The organism is Pedobacter sp. Hv1 (assembly GCF_001412215.1).
Lineage (GTDB): Bacteria > Bacteroidota > Bacteroidia > Sphingobacteriales > Sphingobacteriaceae > Pedobacter.
The window spans coordinates 213,773-232,398 of sequence record NZ_LLWP01000003.1 but is presented as its reverse complement, the minus strand read 5'-3'; the positions used below and the strand labels follow the sequence as shown (position 1 = coordinate 232,398).

The 18,626-nt window shown below is 38.4% G+C and carries 15 protein-coding genes and 2 tRNA genes; 12 read left to right on the top strand and 5 right to left on the bottom strand.

The window, feature by feature from the left end; translation table 11 throughout:
• Positions 1–231: 231 nt before the first annotated feature.
• Entirely contained in the window at positions 232–2,535 is a 2,304-nt protein-coding gene (locus AQF98_RS07420; RefSeq protein ID WP_055131293.1) for a Tex family protein, read from the top strand.
• A gap of 88 nt (positions 2,536–2,623) precedes the next feature.
• Here the strand turns inward: AQF98_RS07420 and AQF98_RS07415 are convergent, their stop codons facing one another.
• On the bottom strand, positions 2,624–3,097 hold the full coding sequence (locus tag AQF98_RS07415; RefSeq protein ID WP_055131292.1) for an Lrp/AsnC ligand binding domain-containing protein: 474 nt from the start codon (positions 3,095–3,097) through the stop codon (positions 2,624–2,626).
• A gap of 178 nt (positions 3,098–3,275) precedes the next feature.
• Between AQF98_RS07415 and AQF98_RS22025 the strand changes: the two genes are divergently transcribed.
• The 4 genes from AQF98_RS22025 to AQF98_RS22015 all read left to right on the top strand — a co-directional run bounded on the left by AQF98_RS22025 (position 3,276) and on the right by AQF98_RS22015 (position 4,533).
• Positions 3,276–3,385, top strand: a tRNA-Asp gene (locus tag AQF98_RS22025).
• 74 nt (positions 3,386–3,459) lie between these two features.
• Positions 3,460–3,603: transfer RNA gene (locus AQF98_RS22020), tRNA-Asp, on the top strand.
• A 296-nt stretch (positions 3,604–3,899) separates the two neighbouring features.
• Positions 3,900–4,115, top strand: a complete 216-nt coding sequence (locus AQF98_RS07405; protein WP_055131290.1) for a hypothetical protein — start codon at positions 3,900–3,902, stop codon at positions 4,113–4,115.
• Positions 4,116–4,326: 211 nt separating this feature from the next.
• Entirely contained in the window at positions 4,327–4,533 is a 207-nt protein-coding gene (locus tag AQF98_RS22015) for a hypothetical protein (RefSeq protein ID WP_152969663.1), read from the top strand.
• A gap of 114 nt (positions 4,534–4,647) precedes the next feature.
• On the opposite strand, the gene AQF98_RS07400 is transcribed toward AQF98_RS22015, so the two are convergent.
• The 3 genes from AQF98_RS07400 to AQF98_RS07390 form a co-directional block, all read right to left on the bottom strand.
• Positions 4,648–5,964: an amidohydrolase family protein gene (locus AQF98_RS07400; RefSeq protein WP_055131289.1), complete on the bottom strand. Its 1,317-nt coding sequence runs from the start codon at positions 5,962–5,964 to the stop codon at positions 4,648–4,650.
• Positions 5,957–9,001, bottom strand: coding sequence for an amidohydrolase family protein (locus AQF98_RS07395; RefSeq protein ID WP_055131288.1), 3,045 nt, complete (start codon positions 8,999–9,001; stop codon positions 5,957–5,959). Before AQF98_RS07395 ends, AQF98_RS07400 begins: the two co-directional genes overlap by 8 nt.
• 189 nt (positions 9,002–9,190) lie before the next feature.
• The gene (locus AQF98_RS07390; RefSeq protein ID WP_055131287.1) at positions 9,191–12,397 is read right to left on the bottom strand and encodes a TonB-dependent receptor; all 3,207 of its coding nucleotides are present in this window, start codon (positions 12,395–12,397) and stop codon (positions 9,191–9,193) included.
• 201 nt (positions 12,398–12,598) lie between these two features.
• Here AQF98_RS07390 and AQF98_RS07385 point away from each other — a divergent pair, with 201 nt between their 5' ends.
• From AQF98_RS07385 to trpC, 6 genes are all read left to right on the top strand, one after another.
• On the top strand, positions 12,599–13,048 hold the full coding sequence (locus AQF98_RS07385) for a hypothetical protein (protein ID WP_055131286.1): 450 nt from the start codon (positions 12,599–12,601) through the stop codon (positions 13,046–13,048).
• Positions 13,049–13,256: 208 nt separating this feature from the next.
• The gene (locus AQF98_RS07380) at positions 13,257–13,442 is read left to right on the top strand and encodes a hypothetical protein (RefSeq protein ID WP_055131285.1); all 186 of its coding nucleotides are present in this window, start codon (positions 13,257–13,259) and stop codon (positions 13,440–13,442) included.
• A gap of 253 nt (positions 13,443–13,695) precedes the next feature.
• Positions 13,696–15,099: an anthranilate synthase component I family protein gene (locus AQF98_RS07375; RefSeq protein WP_055131284.1), complete on the top strand. Its 1,404-nt coding sequence runs from the start codon at positions 13,696–13,698 to the stop codon at positions 15,097–15,099.
• A 10-nt stretch (positions 15,100–15,109) separates the two neighbouring features.
• The gene (locus tag AQF98_RS07370; RefSeq protein ID WP_055131283.1) at positions 15,110–15,415 is read left to right on the top strand and encodes an isochorismate lyase; all 306 of its coding nucleotides are present in this window, start codon (positions 15,110–15,112) and stop codon (positions 15,413–15,415) included.
• A complete protein-coding gene (locus tag AQF98_RS07365) occupies positions 15,402–15,980 on the top strand; it encodes an aminodeoxychorismate/anthranilate synthase component II (protein ID WP_055131378.1) in 579 nt (192 codons plus the stop codon). Before AQF98_RS07370 ends, AQF98_RS07365 begins: the two co-directional genes overlap by 14 nt.
• A gap of 3 nt (positions 15,981–15,983) precedes the next feature.
• On the top strand, positions 15,984–16,766 hold the full coding sequence (trpC, locus tag AQF98_RS07360) for an indole-3-glycerol phosphate synthase TrpC (protein WP_055131282.1): 783 nt from the start codon (positions 15,984–15,986) through the stop codon (positions 16,764–16,766).
• Here the strand turns inward: trpC and AQF98_RS07355 are convergent.
• The gene (locus AQF98_RS07355; protein WP_055131281.1) at positions 16,763–17,320 is read right to left on the bottom strand and encodes a hypothetical protein; all 558 of its coding nucleotides are present in this window, start codon (positions 17,318–17,320) and stop codon (positions 16,763–16,765) included. The genes trpC and AQF98_RS07355 overlap by 4 nt on opposite strands.
• A gap of 90 nt (positions 17,321–17,410) precedes the next feature.
• Here AQF98_RS07355 and hflX point away from each other — a divergent pair, with 90 nt between their 5' ends.
• A complete protein-coding gene (gene hflX, locus AQF98_RS07350) occupies positions 17,411–18,607 on the top strand; it encodes a GTPase HflX (protein WP_055131280.1) in 1,197 nt (398 codons plus the stop codon).
• The last annotated feature ends 19 nt before the right edge of the window (positions 18,608–18,626 follow it).

Below are 18,626 nucleotides of genomic sequence, written 5' to 3'. Positions count from 1 at the left end.
GGAACGTAGGCGAAGTAAAGCGTAACTGCTGCTGCCAATAGTTACTGCTCTTTCATTTTCTAATTGATGAGTAAATTATTGATCGTAAAATAGATGTGTTGACATCTGGAAAGCAAAACCTGCGGTTCTTGGTTTAAAGAACAACGTTTCACTATCAATGTGTAAAATCATCAACTAATCATTTTCATCTTTGTAATCATGTAGCTAAATTAGCTTCCTCTAAAATTCAACATGGATATACATTTTCAGCATATAGCAAGCACATTAAATATTGCGGTTAAACAAGTAAGCGCAACCTTGGCCTTATTAGACGAAGGAGCAACAGTACCCTTTATTTCTCGTTACCGTAAAGAGGTTACAGGCAGTTTAGACGAGGTGCAGGTGGCGGCCATTAGAGATTTGGCCCAACAACTACGTGAGTTGGATAAACGTCGCGAAGCCATCTTAAAATCGCTTACAGAGCTAGAGAAATTAACGCCAGAATTGGCTAAAAAGATCAATGAAGCCAAAACGATTACCGCTTTAGAAGACATTTACCTGCCTTACAAGCCTAAACGTAAAACAAGAGCTTCGGTAGCTAAAGAAAAAGGTTTAGAACCTTTGGCCTTACGCATTTTATCGCAAAGCAGAATTGACCCAGCCGAAGAAGCAGAAATGTATGTGAAAGCAGATAAGGGAGTAAATAATACCCTCGAAGCCTTAGCAGGAGCAAGAGATATCATTGCCGAAATGATCAGTGAGGATACCGAAGCAAGAACAAAAATGCGCCATCACTTTACCCAAAAAGCTACCTATAAAACAGTAATGGTAAAGGGAAAAGAAGAAGCGGGGATCAAGTATAAAGATTATTTTGAATGGGAAGAAAGTGCCAAAACTGCACCATCGCACAGGGTATTGGCCATGCGTAGGGGCGAGCAAGAAGGCTTCTTGAAATTAGATGTACTTCCGCCTGACGAAGATGCCATTGCACTATTGGAAAATCAGTTTATCACCGCCAGAAATGCTTGTAGCGACCAAGTGCAATTGGCCATTAATGATGGTTACAAAAGATTGCTTCGCCCGGCCATGGAAACTGAATTAAGGGCTTTAACCAAACAAAAGGCAGATGATGAAGCCATCAAAGTTTTTGCCGAAAATGCCCGTCAGCTTTTATTGGCAGCACCAATGGGACAAAAAAATGTATTGGCCATCGACCCTGGTTTTAGAACAGGGTGTAAGGTGGTTTGTTTAGATCAGCAGGGGCAGTTATTGGTGAATACCACCATCTACCCACATACCGGACAAGGTAATTTAAAAGATGCCGCTTGGCAATTGACCCAATTGTGCGAAAAACATGCTGTAGAAGCTATTGCTATTGGGAATGGAACAGCAGGTAGAGAAACCGAAACTTTTGTACGTGGCTTAAAAATTCCAGATGTGGTTGTAGTGATGGTGAACGAAAGTGGGGCCTCTATCTATTCGGCATCGCCATTAGCTAGAGAAGAATTTCCAACACAAGATATTACCGTTCGCGGTGCAGTTTCAATTGGCCGCAGATTGATGGATCCATTGGCAGAATTGGTGAAAATTGACCCTCGATCTATCGGTGTAGGTCAGTACCAGCATGATGTAGACCAAAATCAACTGAAACAAAGTTTGGATGATACGGTAATGAGTTGTGTAAATGCTGTGGGGGTTGAGTTAAATACAGCTTCCAAACAGGTGCTATCTTACGTATCTGGCTTGGGCGAACAGTTGGCGCAGAATATTGTCAATTACCGCAATACAAATGGTGCATTTAAAAATAGAGAAAGCTTAAAAAAAGTTCCCCGTTTGGGCGATAAGGCATTTGAGCAGGCCGCTGGTTTTTTACGTATCCGTGATGCCAAGCAGGTTTTAGATCGCAGTGGGGTTCACCCAGAACGGTATGCCTTGGTGCATCAAATGGCGGCTGATCTGGGCTGTACAGTAGATGATCTGATCAAAGACATCAACTTGCAGAAACAAATCAACCTACAGCGTTATGTGAGCGCTACTGTGGGTTTGCCTACTTTAAATGATATTGTAAAAGAATTGGCCAAACCTGGGCGTGATCCACGTGAGCAATTTGAAGCCTTTAGTTTTGCCGAAGGGGTAAATGCAATTGAAGATCTGAAAACAGGAATGAAATTGTCGGGTATCGTTACCAACATCACTAATTTTGGTGCCTTTGTAGATATTGGTGTACACCAAGATGGTTTGGTGCATACCAGCCAATTGGCTAATCGATTTGTGGCTAATCCTAATGATGTGGTTAAGGTAAGTCAGGTGGTAGAAGTTACTGTGGTGGAGATAGATGTGGCCCGTAAAAGGATTTCTTTATCTATGAAGACCGAAAATGGCCCTAAACCAAAAGAACAAGGAACAAGAAATAAAGAACAAGAGTCGAGGAGCAAAGCACAAGCAGGTGGGAATAAAGACAACAAACCACAGCCACAAAAAACTGTTCCAGCTAAAAAAGATGCCGATGGCGATTTGCAAGAGAAATTAGCCAAACTGAAAGGGTTGTTTAAATAAGGCTTTTTAGGGGTCGGGATTGCAAATCCCGACCAACCTATTATATCATCTTTTTCGATGGTTCGTGTTTCACGAACCATCGAAAAACCTAGAGCTCAATCTGTCTCTTGATGCTTTCTTCAAGCGAAATTAAGGTCTCTGTTCGTTGTATGCCCTTAACAGCTTGTATCTCTTCGTTGAGTACATGGCGCAAGTGGTTGGTGTCACGGCAGGTAATTTTAGCAAACATACTGTAAGAACCAGTGGTGTAATGCAACTCAACTACTTCTTTGATCTTACTCAATTGTTCTACCGCATCTTTATATAGCGAACCCTTTTCTAGATAAATACCCAAAAAGGCAGTAATGTCAAAGCCTGCTTTTTTAGGGTCTATAATTAAATGAGAGCCTTTAATAATGCCCATATCCATCAGTTTTTTCATCCTTACGTGAACAGTTCCACCAGAAATGATGAGTTCTTTGGCAATTTCTGTGTAAGGTTTGGTAGCATCCTGCATCAACTGCGTTAAAATCTGAATATCGAGGTTGTCAATTTCTAAATTTTGGGTTTCTTTTTTAAGCATAAATTTCTTAAATATTAATGATAATGCAATTTAATTACAAAATTTGTAAAAATAAAATAAAATGATTAAAATATTTGCAACATATTCGGTATTTGTCTTATGTTTGTATCAAGCAACTCGGTTAGCAGTTAACAGTTCGCAACTGAAAACTGATAATTGTAAACTGAGGGCTAAACAATGTAGGGTGGTGAAATTGGCAGACACACCTCCTTGTCTCGGTGGTAGAGAAAATGGGAAATCCAGCAATGGTACAACCACTCTATGAAGGTTCGACTCCTTCCCCTACAGCACTTCAGTAAACAATTTACAGCAAGTAGTTTTAGTAACTGCGAACTGAAAATTGAGAACTGAAAACTAAAGAATGTTGGGTGGTGAAATTGGCAGACACACCTCCTTGTCTCGGTGGTGGGGATCATGGGACAAACGCAATTTATGGGTTGACCACAAATTAATTTTGAATTGCAGCTAACTACCCCTTGAAGGTTCGACTCCTTCCCCAACAGCCAGTTTTAATAAATAATAAGTTAGTTAAGGGAGCGGTCCAAGTACAGACTGCTCTTTTTTTTTGCCCTAAAAAAGCGATTGTCACAAAAATCATACTTTGTCACTCCAAGATTCTCGAAAGTTCATCAATCTTTCTCTTTTACACTTCAAAGGCCTCAAGGTAACCAAAACTTTAGTTTCACTTAATTTTTAAATACACTTTTCTATTTTAGAAAGGAATGCTTTCTTGCGTAATGGTTTGTGATTTAGTATATTAGGATTAGTTAATTAATTATTCAACCTAAAACAAAAATTAATTATGATCGGAAAAGCATTATCTAGAAATGAAATGAAACAGACTACTGGAGGTGATCCAGGATGTCTGGCTTGTACTAGCAGCTGTCTTTATGAATTTGGCGGACCAGGTGCAGGTTGCCCTCCAGGTGGAAACTGTGTACTAACAGAATGTAGTGCTTGGCATTGGACTTGTCCAGAAGAATACAGGTACCGTGCGGTATGCGATTGGGAAGTGTAATTTCCTGATCAAGAAAACTGAAAAGGCTATCTTAATTGAGATAGCCTTTTCTATTGGTTTTGGTATTTAATTGCTGCCTTATTTATCATTAGTTTTTTATCAGATCTTTTTATTCAATTTTCTCTATACAAACTTTTTTATTGTATATCGTATTGTAAATTAGTATTTTAGGGTAACTAACCAATTAGTCAACCCTAAAACAAAATGAATTATGATTGGAAAAACCTTATCTAGAAACGAAATGAAGCAGACCACTGGAGGTTCTGCTTGTGCTGCTTGTATTAATTATTGCCCTTATGATCCTTATGATCCGAGTTTCGGTTGCCAGCCAGGATACAGCTGTGTGCTAAGGGAGTGTAATGCTTGGTCTTGGGGATGTGATGATGCAGATAGGTACCATACAGTATGCGTGCTTTAGTTTCTGAATGTAGCACAAATAGAAAAACGGTTTCAAAATAGAACAGTTTTTTGATGTGTAAGATAAGAGGCCATCCATTAATATGGATGGCCTCTCGTTTTAAGGGTTCAGCTTTTATTTGATCCCGTATTTATCACTGAATTTTTTATCCAATTGTTTGTGCAAGTTGTCTAAATTAATAGAGCGGCCTTGAATAAAGGCTTCTTCCACTTTATTGCTTTTCATATCCAATGCATCACCAGCAGAGATAAAGAAAGTAGCATCTTTACCTACAGCCAAACTTCCAGTAGTTTTATCAACTCCCATTACTTTAGCTGCATTTAGCGTAATTGTTTTCAATGCATCTTCTTTGCTCATGCCCCAAGTAGAAGCCGTACCTGCCATAAAAGGCAAGTTACGTTGTTGCCAAAATCCATCAATACTTACCACTACAGTAACACCAGCATTATTTAATGCAGCTGCATTTTTGTAGGGCATATTTACATCGTCGTCAACATTGTTTGGTAAAGCATGAGGTTGTTTTACAACCACTGCAACATTATTGGTTTTTAAGAAATCGGTTAGCATGTAAGCCTCATCTGCACCAACAATTACCGGAGTAATCCCGTATTTTTTGGCAAAAGTTACTGCGGCAACAATGTCTTTTTGCACATTGGCCGTAATAAATAATTTCTCTGAGCCATTAAATAAACCTTTCATTGCTGCTAAACGCGTGTTTGTTACCGCAGGTGTAGCTTCGCTATAAAGTTTTGCTTCGGTAAAAAATTTATTTAATTCTGCAATTGCATTTTGGGTACGTTCATTCGGGTCAACACCGCCAAGGGCTGCGCCACCTGGTCTGCCACCACCAAAACCACCTCTACCTCTAGGGGCAGCAGGCCATGTCATGTGCATTGCATCTTCTTTTTTAATTGCTGCATCTTCCCAATTCCAAGCATCTAATTGTACTACAGAAGAACTACCAGAAATGGTACCTCCTTGTGGTGTAATTTGTGCCATTAAAATACCATTGCTACGTAGGGTAGCAGGTACCTTAGAATCGGTATTGTAGGCAATGATAGAACGGATATGTGCGTTGTTATCGCCCAATTCATCTTGGTCATTCGTTGCTTTTACCGATTCGATCTCTATTAGACCCAAGTTGGTAATAGGGGCAATAAAACCAGGATAAATGTGTTTACCCGAAGCCGTAATTAATCGGCCATCATTAGCACTAAATTTCACGGTCGTGGCATCGCCAATACCTGTAATTTTGCCCTTTTCTAAGGTGATGTAACCGTTCTCTATTACTTTCCCATCGCCAGTATGGATGGTAGCGCCAAGCACAATAATTCTTTGGCTTTGCGGTTTTGCAGGAGAAATATTTGCTTGCCCATAGCTTAAGCTAACTGAAGCAAATAGGGCAATTGCTGTACTGATATACTTATTCATGATTGTGTTCTCCTTCCATTTGGTTTACTTCAGCCCAGTAATCTTCTTCCGATTCGCAAGCATAAAGTCTTGGTGGTCTTTCGCCAAAAGCACGTTGTGTACGTGCACCTGCATTTTTGCTATCAGCCAATTTTTGAATGATGCGAGCTTTTTCAGTTTTTTGTGCTTTTTGTACTTGAGCATCACGGTCAATATCCCAGTAAGCAATACCATCAACAAAAGTTTTTTCTGCTTTTGCATAGATTGATAATGGATTTGCAGACCAGATTACCACATCGGCATCTTTACCAACTTTGATACTGCCCACTCTGTTGTCAACATGTAACATTCTGGCAGGGTTTAAGGTTACAAATTTTAAAGCATCTTCTTCAGGTACACCACCATATAATACTGATTTACCAGCTTCTTGATTTAAACGACGAGCCATTTCTGCATCATCAGAGTTAAATGCGGTAGTGATACCTACGTTGTGCATAATTTTTCCGTTGTAAGGGATTGCTTCTTGAACCTCCATTTTGTAGGCCCACCAATCTGAGAAAGTTGATGCAGCAATACCATGCGCTTTCATTTTGTCTGCTACTTTATAGCCCTCTAAAATGTGCGTAAATGTATTGATTTTGAAACCTAGGCTATCTGCAACATGAATTAACATGTTGATTTCACTTTGTACATAAGAGTGACAAGTAATGAAACGTTTGTTGTTTAAGATCTCAACCAATGCGTCTAATTCTAAATCTCTACGTACATTGTTGCCTTTAACAGCCATTGCTTTTTCGTATTCTTTGGCACGCGTAAATGCATCTACATAAACTTGTTCAACCCCCATACGTGTTGATGGGAAACGGGTACTGCTTGTTGAAGAACTTTGTTTAACGTTCTCGCCCAATGCAAACTTGATAAAACCGTCGTTGCCACCAAATTTTAATTCTTCAGGTGCTTTGCCCCAACGTAATTTAATCAATTGACTTTGTCCGCCAATAGCATTAGCCGAACCGTGTAAGATATGTGAAGTGGTAACACCACCAGCCAACTGGCGATAGATGTTTACATCCTCAGAGTTGATTACATCAGCAATGCGAACTTCGGCAGAAACTGATTGTGCACCTTCGTTGATACCGCCACTAGCTGCAATGTGCGAGTGCTCATCAATTAAACCAGCAGTAATGTGTTTGCCAGTTGCGTCGATTACTTTGGCCGAACCTGCAGCTAGATTTTTACCTACCGCTTTGATTTTGCCATTTTCCATCAATACATCGGCATTTTGTAAGATACCTTCTTTTTCATTGGTCCAAACCGTTGCATTTTTTAACAATACAGTTTCTTGAACTGGCATTGTAGTATTACCAAATGCAATGAATGGGAAAATTAATGGCCCATTTGCGATAGCTGGTTTAGCTGGCTCATCGCGTTTTGGTGCTTCTTTAGCCGCTTCTTTAAAACTTCCGTTCCAAGAACCTGCAGCCATGGCATTCACAATCACATCGCCACTAAAGGCTAATGGACTAGCACCAGTTAAGTAACCACTTAAACGTACATCTCCTGTAGGGTTTTTCTTCAAGTTGAAGGTAATGGTTACCCAATCGCCATTGCGTGTAAATGTGGCATTCGTTTTAACACTATCAGCACCTAAACGCTCAATAGCTGCAACTGAACCACCTGCTGTACCAGTAATTCTTAAAATGGTTGATCCAACGCCATCAATATTTAAATTGTAAGTTCCACGTAGATCGGTTACATCCATTTTGTTAACCACAAAACGTTTGCCCTGTACCCAGTTTTCGAAAATGATGTTTCCAGATTTGAATAGGTTTTCAGAAGTAATCAAGAAGTTAGCCAATTTGCCTTTTTCTAGGGTTCCAACTTTGTCGTTGATACCCAATATACCAGCAGGAATTTCTGTTACCGCCATTAAAGCTTGTTTCTCAGATAATCCGTTACTGATGGCTTGTTGAATGTTAGCCCAGAAATCTCTAGGTGCATCTAAACCATAAGTAGTTAAGGCAAATTTGATACCTGCTTTTTCTAAAACACCTGGGTTTGTTGGTGCCAATTCCCAGCTTTTTAATTGTGCTAAACTTAAGTTTCTTGCATCGCTAGGATCTTCTACGTCAAATGCTTTAGGGAAACTGATCGGAATGATCAAAGTTGCTCCTGTAGCTTTTACCGCATCAACACGTTGATACTCATCGCCGGTAGATTTAATGATAAACTGTTTGCCAAATTCTTTGGCAACTTTGTCGGCACGTAAAATATTTGCCCAACCATCGGCCTCAAAAAGCTGAGGTAAGCCTTGTTGTTTGTTAAACTGCTCTAAAGAGATGTTGTATTCTTCTTTTTGTCCTTTGTACCAAGATGCATCCATATAAGTTTGGCGCAACAAAGCGATAGAACCCATTAAAGAAGATGGGTAATCGTTAGATGAAGTACCTCTGTTAAATGAATAGTTTGCTGCACTTTGATCGTTCAACATCACCTCGTTTTCTTTACCATCATTTAAGGTAACTGCTGCAGAAGTACCACGGGCAATACCGTCTCTGCTAATTGCATTTACACTACCAAAACCAGCTTTACGTAAATCGTCAGCTTTTTTGGTGTCAATAGTAAAAACAGTTCTTACTTCAGTTTCTGGGCGGATACTCTCGTTCCAGTTGTAAGCTCCTTTTTTAGTTGAAGTAAATACAGATTGTCTGCCACCGAAACCTCCAAAGCCTCCGGCTGCTCCAGCACGTTGTGCCTCAGGAATACCGTAAGAAGTAAAAGCATCAATTAAAGAAGGGTAAATGTATTTCCCTTTCAAGTCGATCACTACATATCCTTTCGGAATTGCAGTGCCTGTACCAACCGATTGGATGGTTTTGTCTTTAACTAGTAACACTCCGTTACTAATAGTTTGATTGGCATTAACCACAATGTTTGCATTGGTAAAAGCATACAATCCTGGTCTAACATCGTATGAACCATTAACGGGATAAGTTTGCTGTGCAAACAAAAATGCAGTAGAAAATACCAACGCTAGCGTGAGTAGAATTTTCTTCATAATTTTTATTTAATATAAGTGCTTAAATCTATTGATAAATAAAGATTTATAGCTTACCTAACTTTTATTTTACATTTTGTTCATCCTAATTTGATACAGGTTCTAACTGGTGTCGGGAAAAAAATATTTGAAAACAGAAAAACCCACTTGTTTTTACACAAATGGGTTTAAAAATGAAATAAATCTTAATTAAAATCCGTAACGCAAACCAATTTGGAACTGATAAGGATTACCTGATGGATTAACCACACCAGAGTTGTTTACCCTATAGTTGAATGCCTTAGTTGTTGCATCGTAATTTGGAACTGCCGGAATTTCTGGAGTTGTAGGTGTTGCAGATATTTTAGCTACGCCGTTTAATGCATATAAAGCCTGACTGCCCAAAGTTTCGTTTACACCCCATTTCTTTTTGATCAGGTTGGCAAGGTTAAAGATATCGCCAGAGATTTCAATGTTGTGGGTTTTATAGATCTTGAATTTTTTGCTGATCCTTAAATCAACAACGCCATAAAAGCCATTGATACCACCATTACGTTGCGCAATTTGACCTGAATATTTTAAGATATAATCTTTTAAGCTTTGGCTAGCCAATGGATTGTCTAATAAAGTTTGTAAGCCAGTACGTACGTTAGCTGGTACATTTGGATTGTTCCTGTCAAAAATGAAAGCCAGATCGTTAGTGGCCACAAAATCGCCATTGGTATTTGCTCCACTTAACAAACTGTAACGTGTGCCACCGATACCCGAATAACGAACCCCAACAGTAACCCCATAAAATGTAGGTAAAGTACCATAAATAACCACTTTATTACGGAATTGGTTATCTGAATAGGTCATGTTACTTAAGTTTCTAGGATCGTCTTTTACTGGTAAAGACAAGGTTGCAGAGTTGGCTACGTTACCATTATATGAGGTATTGTCTTTGGTGTCGTTCCAGGTATAACTTACAGAGATTTCACCATCTTTAAAATATTGCCAAGTAGCATCTAAAACAACCGCAAACTGATTAACTCTACCTTGGCTATTCAACTCTAACACGCGACCAAATTTATTGCTGATACGACCTGTTTTCCAATCGGCCGAACCATTACTTGGCATTGTTGGTACAAATACACCTCGGTTAGCTTCATTTGGTAAAGTAAAGTATGGATTAGCTGCCATGTTACGGTCTACATACATGTAGTTATGGCGACCTAAAGTTGCATAACCTGTAATGCCCACTTTTAACTTATCGGTAATTAACTTGCTATACGATAGGTTGGCTTTGTAAACAACTGGAATTTGTGCATCTTCAGCATTGGTATTAATGGTTGGTACCTGAAAGGCAGCCAATGTTGGCGCACTTACACTTCCATTTCTATAACCAGGGAAGTTTGGCGTAGGTACATCTGCACCAAAAACGTCAACGGTAGCCAAGTGTTTACCATCAAAAGTTAAGTTGTTAATGGTTACATAATTGTTAATGTCAGAACCAAATATACCGGCACCTAAACGGATAAAATCAGTACGGTTCTCATTAATGTCCCAGTTTAACTGAATTCTTGGTTGCAACAAGAATTGGGTTAATTTATGGTCTGTTCTTATTTTTAACTCATCATATAAAGTTTGGTTAAATGGCGATGTTGGATAAGCACTGTAGTCCATACGTAAACCTCCAATAAAATCTAAACCTTTAGCCAATTTAGTTTGCATCTGTCCGTATAATGCAGCATTCCAAATGCCCGATTTTACAGTTGGATCTGCCATTAGGGGCACTTCTCTGTAGTATCTATTTGGCACTAGATTCTCGAAATTTTCGAATGCAGTAGCGGTTGTTGAATTGGTATACTCAAAACGACCATTTACCTCACTACCATATAACGAAGTAGCTCTGGTGTACATTACATCAACCCCAAAAGTATATTTAACCTTATCTGTATTGTAGTAGAGATTGTCTACCAATTGGAAAACATTGTTGGTAAAACCTTCTTGGCCGAAACGGTGACCGCCAATCTGAACAGCAGTTTTAGGTTTCGAACCATTTGAAAGTGTTGATTCAAGGTTTCCAACAATTGCTCTAGGTATTGGGCCTGGCAATTGATTTCCTTGTGTACTTGCCTGGAAAGTATACAAGTGCTGTGCTTTTAACTCGTTGGTTACTTTACTGCTTACGGTAGTACGTAAGGTGGCCAATAAGCTGTTGTCTACGTTTTTATCGTTACCATAACTTTCAAAGAAGTTGATGGCCGTATTGTCGGCCAAACCCAATGGGTTTCTATCATTGGTATAGTTATCACGAATGGTTAATAGATTTTTGCCGTCGATTTGCCAATCGATACGGGCAAAAGCAGCATCAGAACCACGCTTTTTATTAAATGAACCAAATTGAGGCAAGTTTGAAACTCCATATTTAGCACGGGCAACATTAACAAAACTGTTTAAGGTGGCATTGCTAATGTTAAATCTAGCTTCGTCGGCAGGCGATTTAATATCAGCAATAATTAACGGACGAGCATCTCTTTGATGGTCCCAAGCTACAAAATAGTGCAACTTGTCTTTAATAATTGGCCCACCCAAAGTAAAGCCATACTGATAAGTAGAGAAATCATTGTCTCTTTTGTTACCTCTAATGTCGTACGGGCTAGCTAGCCAGTTGGCACGACCATAGGTAAATGCACTACCACTTACCGTATTTGTACCCGCTTTGGTTACTGCACTAATGGTACCACCACCAGCTCTACCAAGCGTTACATCATATTGATTGGTTACTACTTTAAATTCTCTTACGGCCTCGATAGAAATAGCATAAGGTGCACCACTTCTGCTGGTAGTAGAACCTGCTGAAGTTGGGTTTTTGGCATTCATGCCATCAATGGTATAATTGGTTGATGAGCCCAACTGACCAGAGATGTTTCCACCACGACTTAATGGAGATAAATCCATCAAAGTAGAGAAATTACGACCATTAACAGGAAGTTGGGTAATGGCCTTTGCCGATATTTCTGTAGAAGCACCAAAGTTCTGTACTTTGTTTTTTAATCCAGATGCCACTACTTGAACAGCAGCCAAGGTTTGCGCCTCAACCTGCATTTTAATGGCAACTTTTACAACGTCGCCCTGATTTAACATATAGCCAGATCTGATTTGCTCGCCAAGGCCTAAAAAAGTAGCCTTAACTGTGTAAGGGCCACCCAATGGAAGCTCTTTAAAGGTATATTCGCCATTGGCATTTGTACCTGTTTTGGTGGTGAAACCAGTTGATTCATTTCTTACTTGAACTGAAACGCCAGCAATGGGTTTCTTTTGTTCATCAGAAATTACACCAGAGATAGATGCTTGTGTAGTTTGTGCAAATACTTTTGTACTGCCCAAAAATAACAACACCATCAGTGATAAAGAAAGTAGAAGTTTATTCATGTGAGGGGAATTTAAGTGTAACACAAAAATGACTTTCAAAAATTAAGCGTGTTCTGCTTTATAATTATCAAATTGTAAACTAGTTTTTTAAACTACCCTGATACATTATCCTAATGTTAAGAAAGGTTATAAATAAACATTAGGTGTTTAACTGGTATTGCATATCCATCTGATAATTTGTTATTTTTGAAATAAAAAACCATGAATTTTTACGACATCTTAAAAAGTGCACACTCTGGTTGGAGATACATTGTTTTCATCCTTTTATTGATTGCCGTTATCCAGGCGCTAGCGGGTTGGTTTGGCAAAAAAGCCTATACAGAAGGCAATAGAAAACTCAATGTGTTTACATTGATTAGTGCACACATCCAACTGTTGTTAGGATTAGTATTGTACTTTTTAAGCCCTTTAACCAAATTGCCATCTTCAGAGGCTCTTGGTCGTTATTGGAAAATGGAGCATATCAGTATCATGGTTATCGCCATTATCTTGATTACCGTGGGTAATGCTAAATCTAAAAAAGTAGCCGATGCTGTAGCTAAACATAAAACTATTGCCATTTTCTTTGGTTTGGCTTTTATATTTATTGTTGCTGCTATTTTAATGATGACAAAAAGCGATCCTTCTAAAACATTTTTTGGGGTTTCTTAGGTACTCATAGTGTATAGCTAATCGTTTGAAATGATTGACTTTTGTCGGTTATAAGTTCTTTTGAGTTTCTAAGTGAGAAAATTCTTTTGCTGTATATTTAATAATATTCTTTGAAATTAACTTTTGAGGAATATTCATTTTTTTATAGAAGTATGTAATAATTTTTAGGTAGTTTTCTTTTACCTATAAAATTTAGACATCTATAATTATGAAAACAACAGTAGCATTAATCGCACTTATCTTAGGGCTAATTTGTATTTTTTGGATGCATGTTCAAACAAAAAAATACCAAACAAATGATAAATATATATGGCTAATCTTAGCCTTTTTTATACCCATACCAACAGTTTTTATTTTTTATTTTACACAAATGAGTAATAAAACAATGAAATAATCGAAAGGTTTAAGTTAATAAATGATCAAAATATTTTGATTATTTAACTTTTTGTATATTTTTGCTTTACAATGATTAACAATAACATACATACATGGCAATGGCGTGGTAATTCTGAAAAGAGTTTCGTCGTAGCTTTGTGCACCTTATAGTTTATCAACCTAAACCTAAACCACATTTAAAAACCCGACGCGAACCACGTCGGGTTTTTTGTTTTAAAAAATTCGCTTGGTTGAAATAATAGAAAAGAAAAATGAAAACATACCATATACAAACACATACTAAAAAACGATTAGCAGATACTACAACGCCAGTAAGTATTTATTTACGGTTGCGTGATGTTTTTCCGAATACGATATTGTTAGAAAGTTCGGATTACCATAGTAGAGAAAATGCAACCAGTTATGTTTGTGCAGAGCCAGTAGCCGGAATTATTTTGAAAGATGGTGTATTGAGCACGTATTTTCCAGATGGTACCAAAGAAACAAAAACAGACTTTGTTTTAACAGATGAGATTTCTGCTTTTAAAGCTCGGTTTAATCCGCAGGTACAAAGCAAAGAAAAACATATTTCCACAGGTCTATTTGGTTATTTTACATGGAATGCAGTGCAGCACTTTGAAGATATCCATTTTACAGCTACTACGCCTGATGACGATCAAATTCCATTGATGCAATACCATGTATACCGTTATATCATTGCTATAGACCACTTTAAAAATGAGGTAACATTGGTTAAAAATGTATTCAATGAAGATGAAAATGAAGACCTGACAAAAATCGAATACATTATCCAGAATAAGAATTTTCCTGAATATAGTTTCAAGACCAATGGAGAAGAAACATCTAATTTAACAGATGATGGTTTTATGGTGATGGTTGAGCAATTGAAGAAACACATCTACCGTGGTGATGTTTTTCAAATTGTACCATCAAGGGCATTTAGTCAAGGTTTTTTGGGCGATGAATTTAACGTTTACCGTTGTCTGCGATCCATTAACCCTTCGCCGTATCTATTCTATTTTGATTATGGAAGTTTTAAGCTCTTTGGTTCATCGCCCGAGGCTCAAATTACCATTAACAGCAATGTAGCCAATATTTTTCCAATTGCAGGTACATTTAAGCGCACAGGAAATGACGAAGAAGATGCTGCTTTAGCCAAACAATTAGAACAAGATCCGAAAGAAAGTGCAGAACATGTAATGTTGGTAGATTTGGCCAGAAACGATTTAAGTAGGCATTGTAATGGGGTAGAAGTAAAATCATTTAAAGAAGTTCAATACTACTCGCACCTGATCCATTTGGTATCTAAAGTGAGTGGAAATTTACAAGATGGGGTAAGTGCCTTTAAAGTGGTAGCCGATACTTATCCGGCCGGAACATTAAGTGGAGCACCAAAATACAAAGCCATGCAGTTGATAGATCAGTACGAACAATTGGGGCGTAATTTTTATGCAGGGGCAATAGGTTACATGGGTTTCAATGAAGACTTTAACCATGCCATTATGATCCGAACTTTTATGAGTAAAAATAACAAACTACACTATAGAGCTGGTGCAGGAATTGTAGCAGATTCGATAGCAGAGAATGAGCTGAACGAGGTGAATAATAAGATTGCGGCATTACGCAAAGCCATCATTATGGCGCAGGAAATATAGAGGTTAAAACATGAAAAAGCCAGAATTATGTGAGAATATTAACGAAATACGCTTTCATATTGATGCTATCGATAAGCATATTATTGAGTTAATAGGAGAGAGAGCTCAATATGTAAAAGTGGCGTCTAAGTTTAAAGTAAATGAAGCAACCGTTAAAGCGCCCGAAAGATTTAAAGCAATGCTTTTGCAAAGACGGAGTTGGGCTGTAGAGGAAGGGTTAAACCCCGATGTTATGGAGAAAATGTACACAGACTTGGTAAATTATTTTATCAACGAAGAATTAAATGATTGGAAAATTAAAAATGGAAACGAATAACAAGATATTGGTAATTGATAACTACGATAGTTTTACTTATAATTTGGTGCACTTGATTAATGAGTTAGGTTATGAAGCTGTAGTTTGGAGAAACGATAAGTTTGCATTGGCTGATGTAGCAGCATACGATAAAATCTTGCTTTCGCCAGGGCCAGGTGTGCCTGAAGAAGCAGGCTTGTTATTGGAGGTAATTAAAACCTATGCCCCAAGCAAAAGCATTATGGGCGTATGTTTAGGTCAACAGGCCATTGCCGAAAGCTTTGGTGGTAGTTTGCTCAACTTAGGTAGACCAATGCACGGCATTGCCACTCCAATTACAGTGTTAGACGAAAACGAACTCACCTTTAAAAATTGTGCTGGGCCAATTGAAGTTGGGCGTTACCACTCGTGGGTAGTTAATCCGGCAGACTTGCCAGCAAGTTTAAAGGTAACGGCAATTGATGGCGATGGGCAGATCATGGCCTTACGTCATCAACAATATGATGTGTGCGGGGTACAGTTCCACCCAGAGAGCGTGCTTACACCAAGTGGCAAACAAATGATGAAAAACTGGTTAGAAAATTAGCAGATGAACATTTTAGATCAAATCGTTTTACGTAAAAAAGAAGAGGTGGCCTTAGCCAAACAAATGGTTTCGGTAAAGGAACTTGAAGCTAATGTTAATTTCAATAGACAGCCGTTTGTTTTTAAAGATTTTTTGCTGGATGAAAAACGGACAGGGATCATCTCTGAATTTAAAAGACGATCACCCTCAAAAGGTTTGATCAATGGTACAGCCGATGTGGCCGAAGTAACCCAAGCTTATAATTTGGCTGGCGCCTCTGCATTATCTGTATTAACTGATACTGATTTTTTTGGTGGAAAAGCAGCAGATTTATATCAGGCCAGAACAGTAAACCAGATCCCCATTTTGAGAAAAGACTTTATGATTGATGAATACCAGCTTTTAGAAGCCAAAGCTTGGGGAGCAGATATCGTGTTGTTGATTGCGTCTATTTTAAGCCCGCAACAGGTTATTGGTTTTGGCAAACTGGCGCAAAGTTTAGGCTTAAGTGTATTGTTAGAAGTTCATAATTTAGAAGAGCTGGAGCAAACCATTTGCCCTTTTGTAAATGCCATCGGCGTAAACAATAGAAATTTGGGCAATTTTACGGTAAACATCCAAACCTCATTTGATTTGGTTGACCATATTCCCAACGATTTTTTAAAGATATCCGAAAGTGCCATCGACAATCCAGAAGTAATCAAACAATTGAAAGCCGTAGGTTATCAGGGATTTTTAATTGGAGAAAACTTTATGAAAACCGATGATCCAGGACAAGCGATTAGGGAATTTGTAGCGCAGCTTTAACGACGGGGAATGCGATAGGCCAAGCCAAAACTGATGTTGCGTTCTACTAAACCAATGGCCAAATCGTGTACATTGGTTTGCGGATAGATAAAGATTCCATACCCTTTTTTGTGGTAATATTGAACGCCCGCACCAATTCCGGCACCAAGGCTACTTCCACCTTTTACATTAAAATCGGCAGATAGCCCTCCACTAATGAAGAAGAATTTGGCAATATCGAACCGTATTTTAAAGGGAATAAAAAAGGCATTATAAGATTTGTTAACTATGGGTTTTGGCTCGGGAGAACCAAATTCTTTAAATGTGTAACGATGTGTAAGTAAAGAAATTCCAGTTTCGATGTAAGCATGTTTGCCTATGCCACCATAATAATTTAAGCCAAAAAGATTAACGGGCCCTTTACTATTGGTGCCATTACTTTTAGCTAATGCTGCAAATGGCCTAATCTCTCCATTGCCATGTCCATAACTAATGGAGTAGATATTGGCACCTTTTTTTTGTGCCAGACCAGAAAATGCAATAAGAAAGAGCGGTAAAACGAAAAGATATTTCATCTGTTGTTAAGCTTGAGCGTTTAGAATTTTGAACAAGCAAAGTACAAATAAAACCACAATTTTAAACTTCGTATATTTGTAAATAATTACATGGGAAAACAGAAATATTATGATACAGCCCTGAAGCAAGAACGAGCCGTACTTGTTGGGGTAATTACGCCTGGCGAAAAACCTGAACAGACTAAAGAATATTTAGATGAATTGGCTTTTTTGGTAGATACAGCTGGTGGTGCGGTAGAAAAAGTCTTTACACAAAAGATGCTGAAACCAGATCGTGCTACGTTTGTGGGCACAGGAAAGTTAGAAGAGATACAGGCTTATGTAAAGGCCGAAGAAATAGATATGGTGGTTTTTGACGATGAATTGTCACCATCGCAATTGCGTAACATTGAGCGAGAGCTACAAGTAAAAATCTTGGACAGGAGCAACTTGATCTTAGATATCTTTGCCGGAAGAGCACAAACTGCTCAAGCAAAAACTCAGGTAGAACTTGCGCAGTTACAATACCTGTTGCCACGTTTAACACGTTTATGGACTCACTTGGAGCGTCAAAAGGGGGGTATTGGGATGCGTGGACCTGGTGAGACACAAATTGAAAGCGATAGAAGGATGATCTTGGAGAAGATTTCTCTTTTAAAAGAACGCTTGAAACTGATCGACCGCCAGAATGAAACGCAACGTAAAAATCGTGGGCAATTGATTCGTGTAGCCTTGGTGGGTTATACCAACGTTGGTAAATCAACCATTATGAACATGCTTTCAAAGTCTGATGTGTTTGCAGAAAACAAGCTTTTTGCTACGCTAGATACTACTGTTCGTAAAGTGGTAATAGAAAATCTACCATTTTTATTGTCAGATACCGTAGGGTTCATCAGAAAACTGCCTCACCATTTGGTAGAATGTTTCAAATCTACTTTAGACGAAGTAAGGGAAGCTGATGTATTGATTCATGTGGTAGATGTTTCGCATCCCAATTTTGAAGATCAGATCCATACAGTGAATGAAACCTTGAACGATTTGGGTGCCAGAGACAAAGATACCATCATGATCTTTAACAAAATTGATGCGTATGTTACACCAGCAGCCGATGAGTTTAATGAAGAAGAAGAAACAGGCCCATTAACATTGGCCGATTTTAAGAAAAGTTGGATGGCGCATCACAATGCACCTGCTATTTTTATTTCGGCTACCAAAAAAGAAAATGTAGAAGAGTTTAAGCAATTACTTTACGATAAGGTAAAGAGTTTGCATACAGTGAGGTATCCCTACGATAAGTTGTTATATTAGCAAAAATAAACCCTTTTAC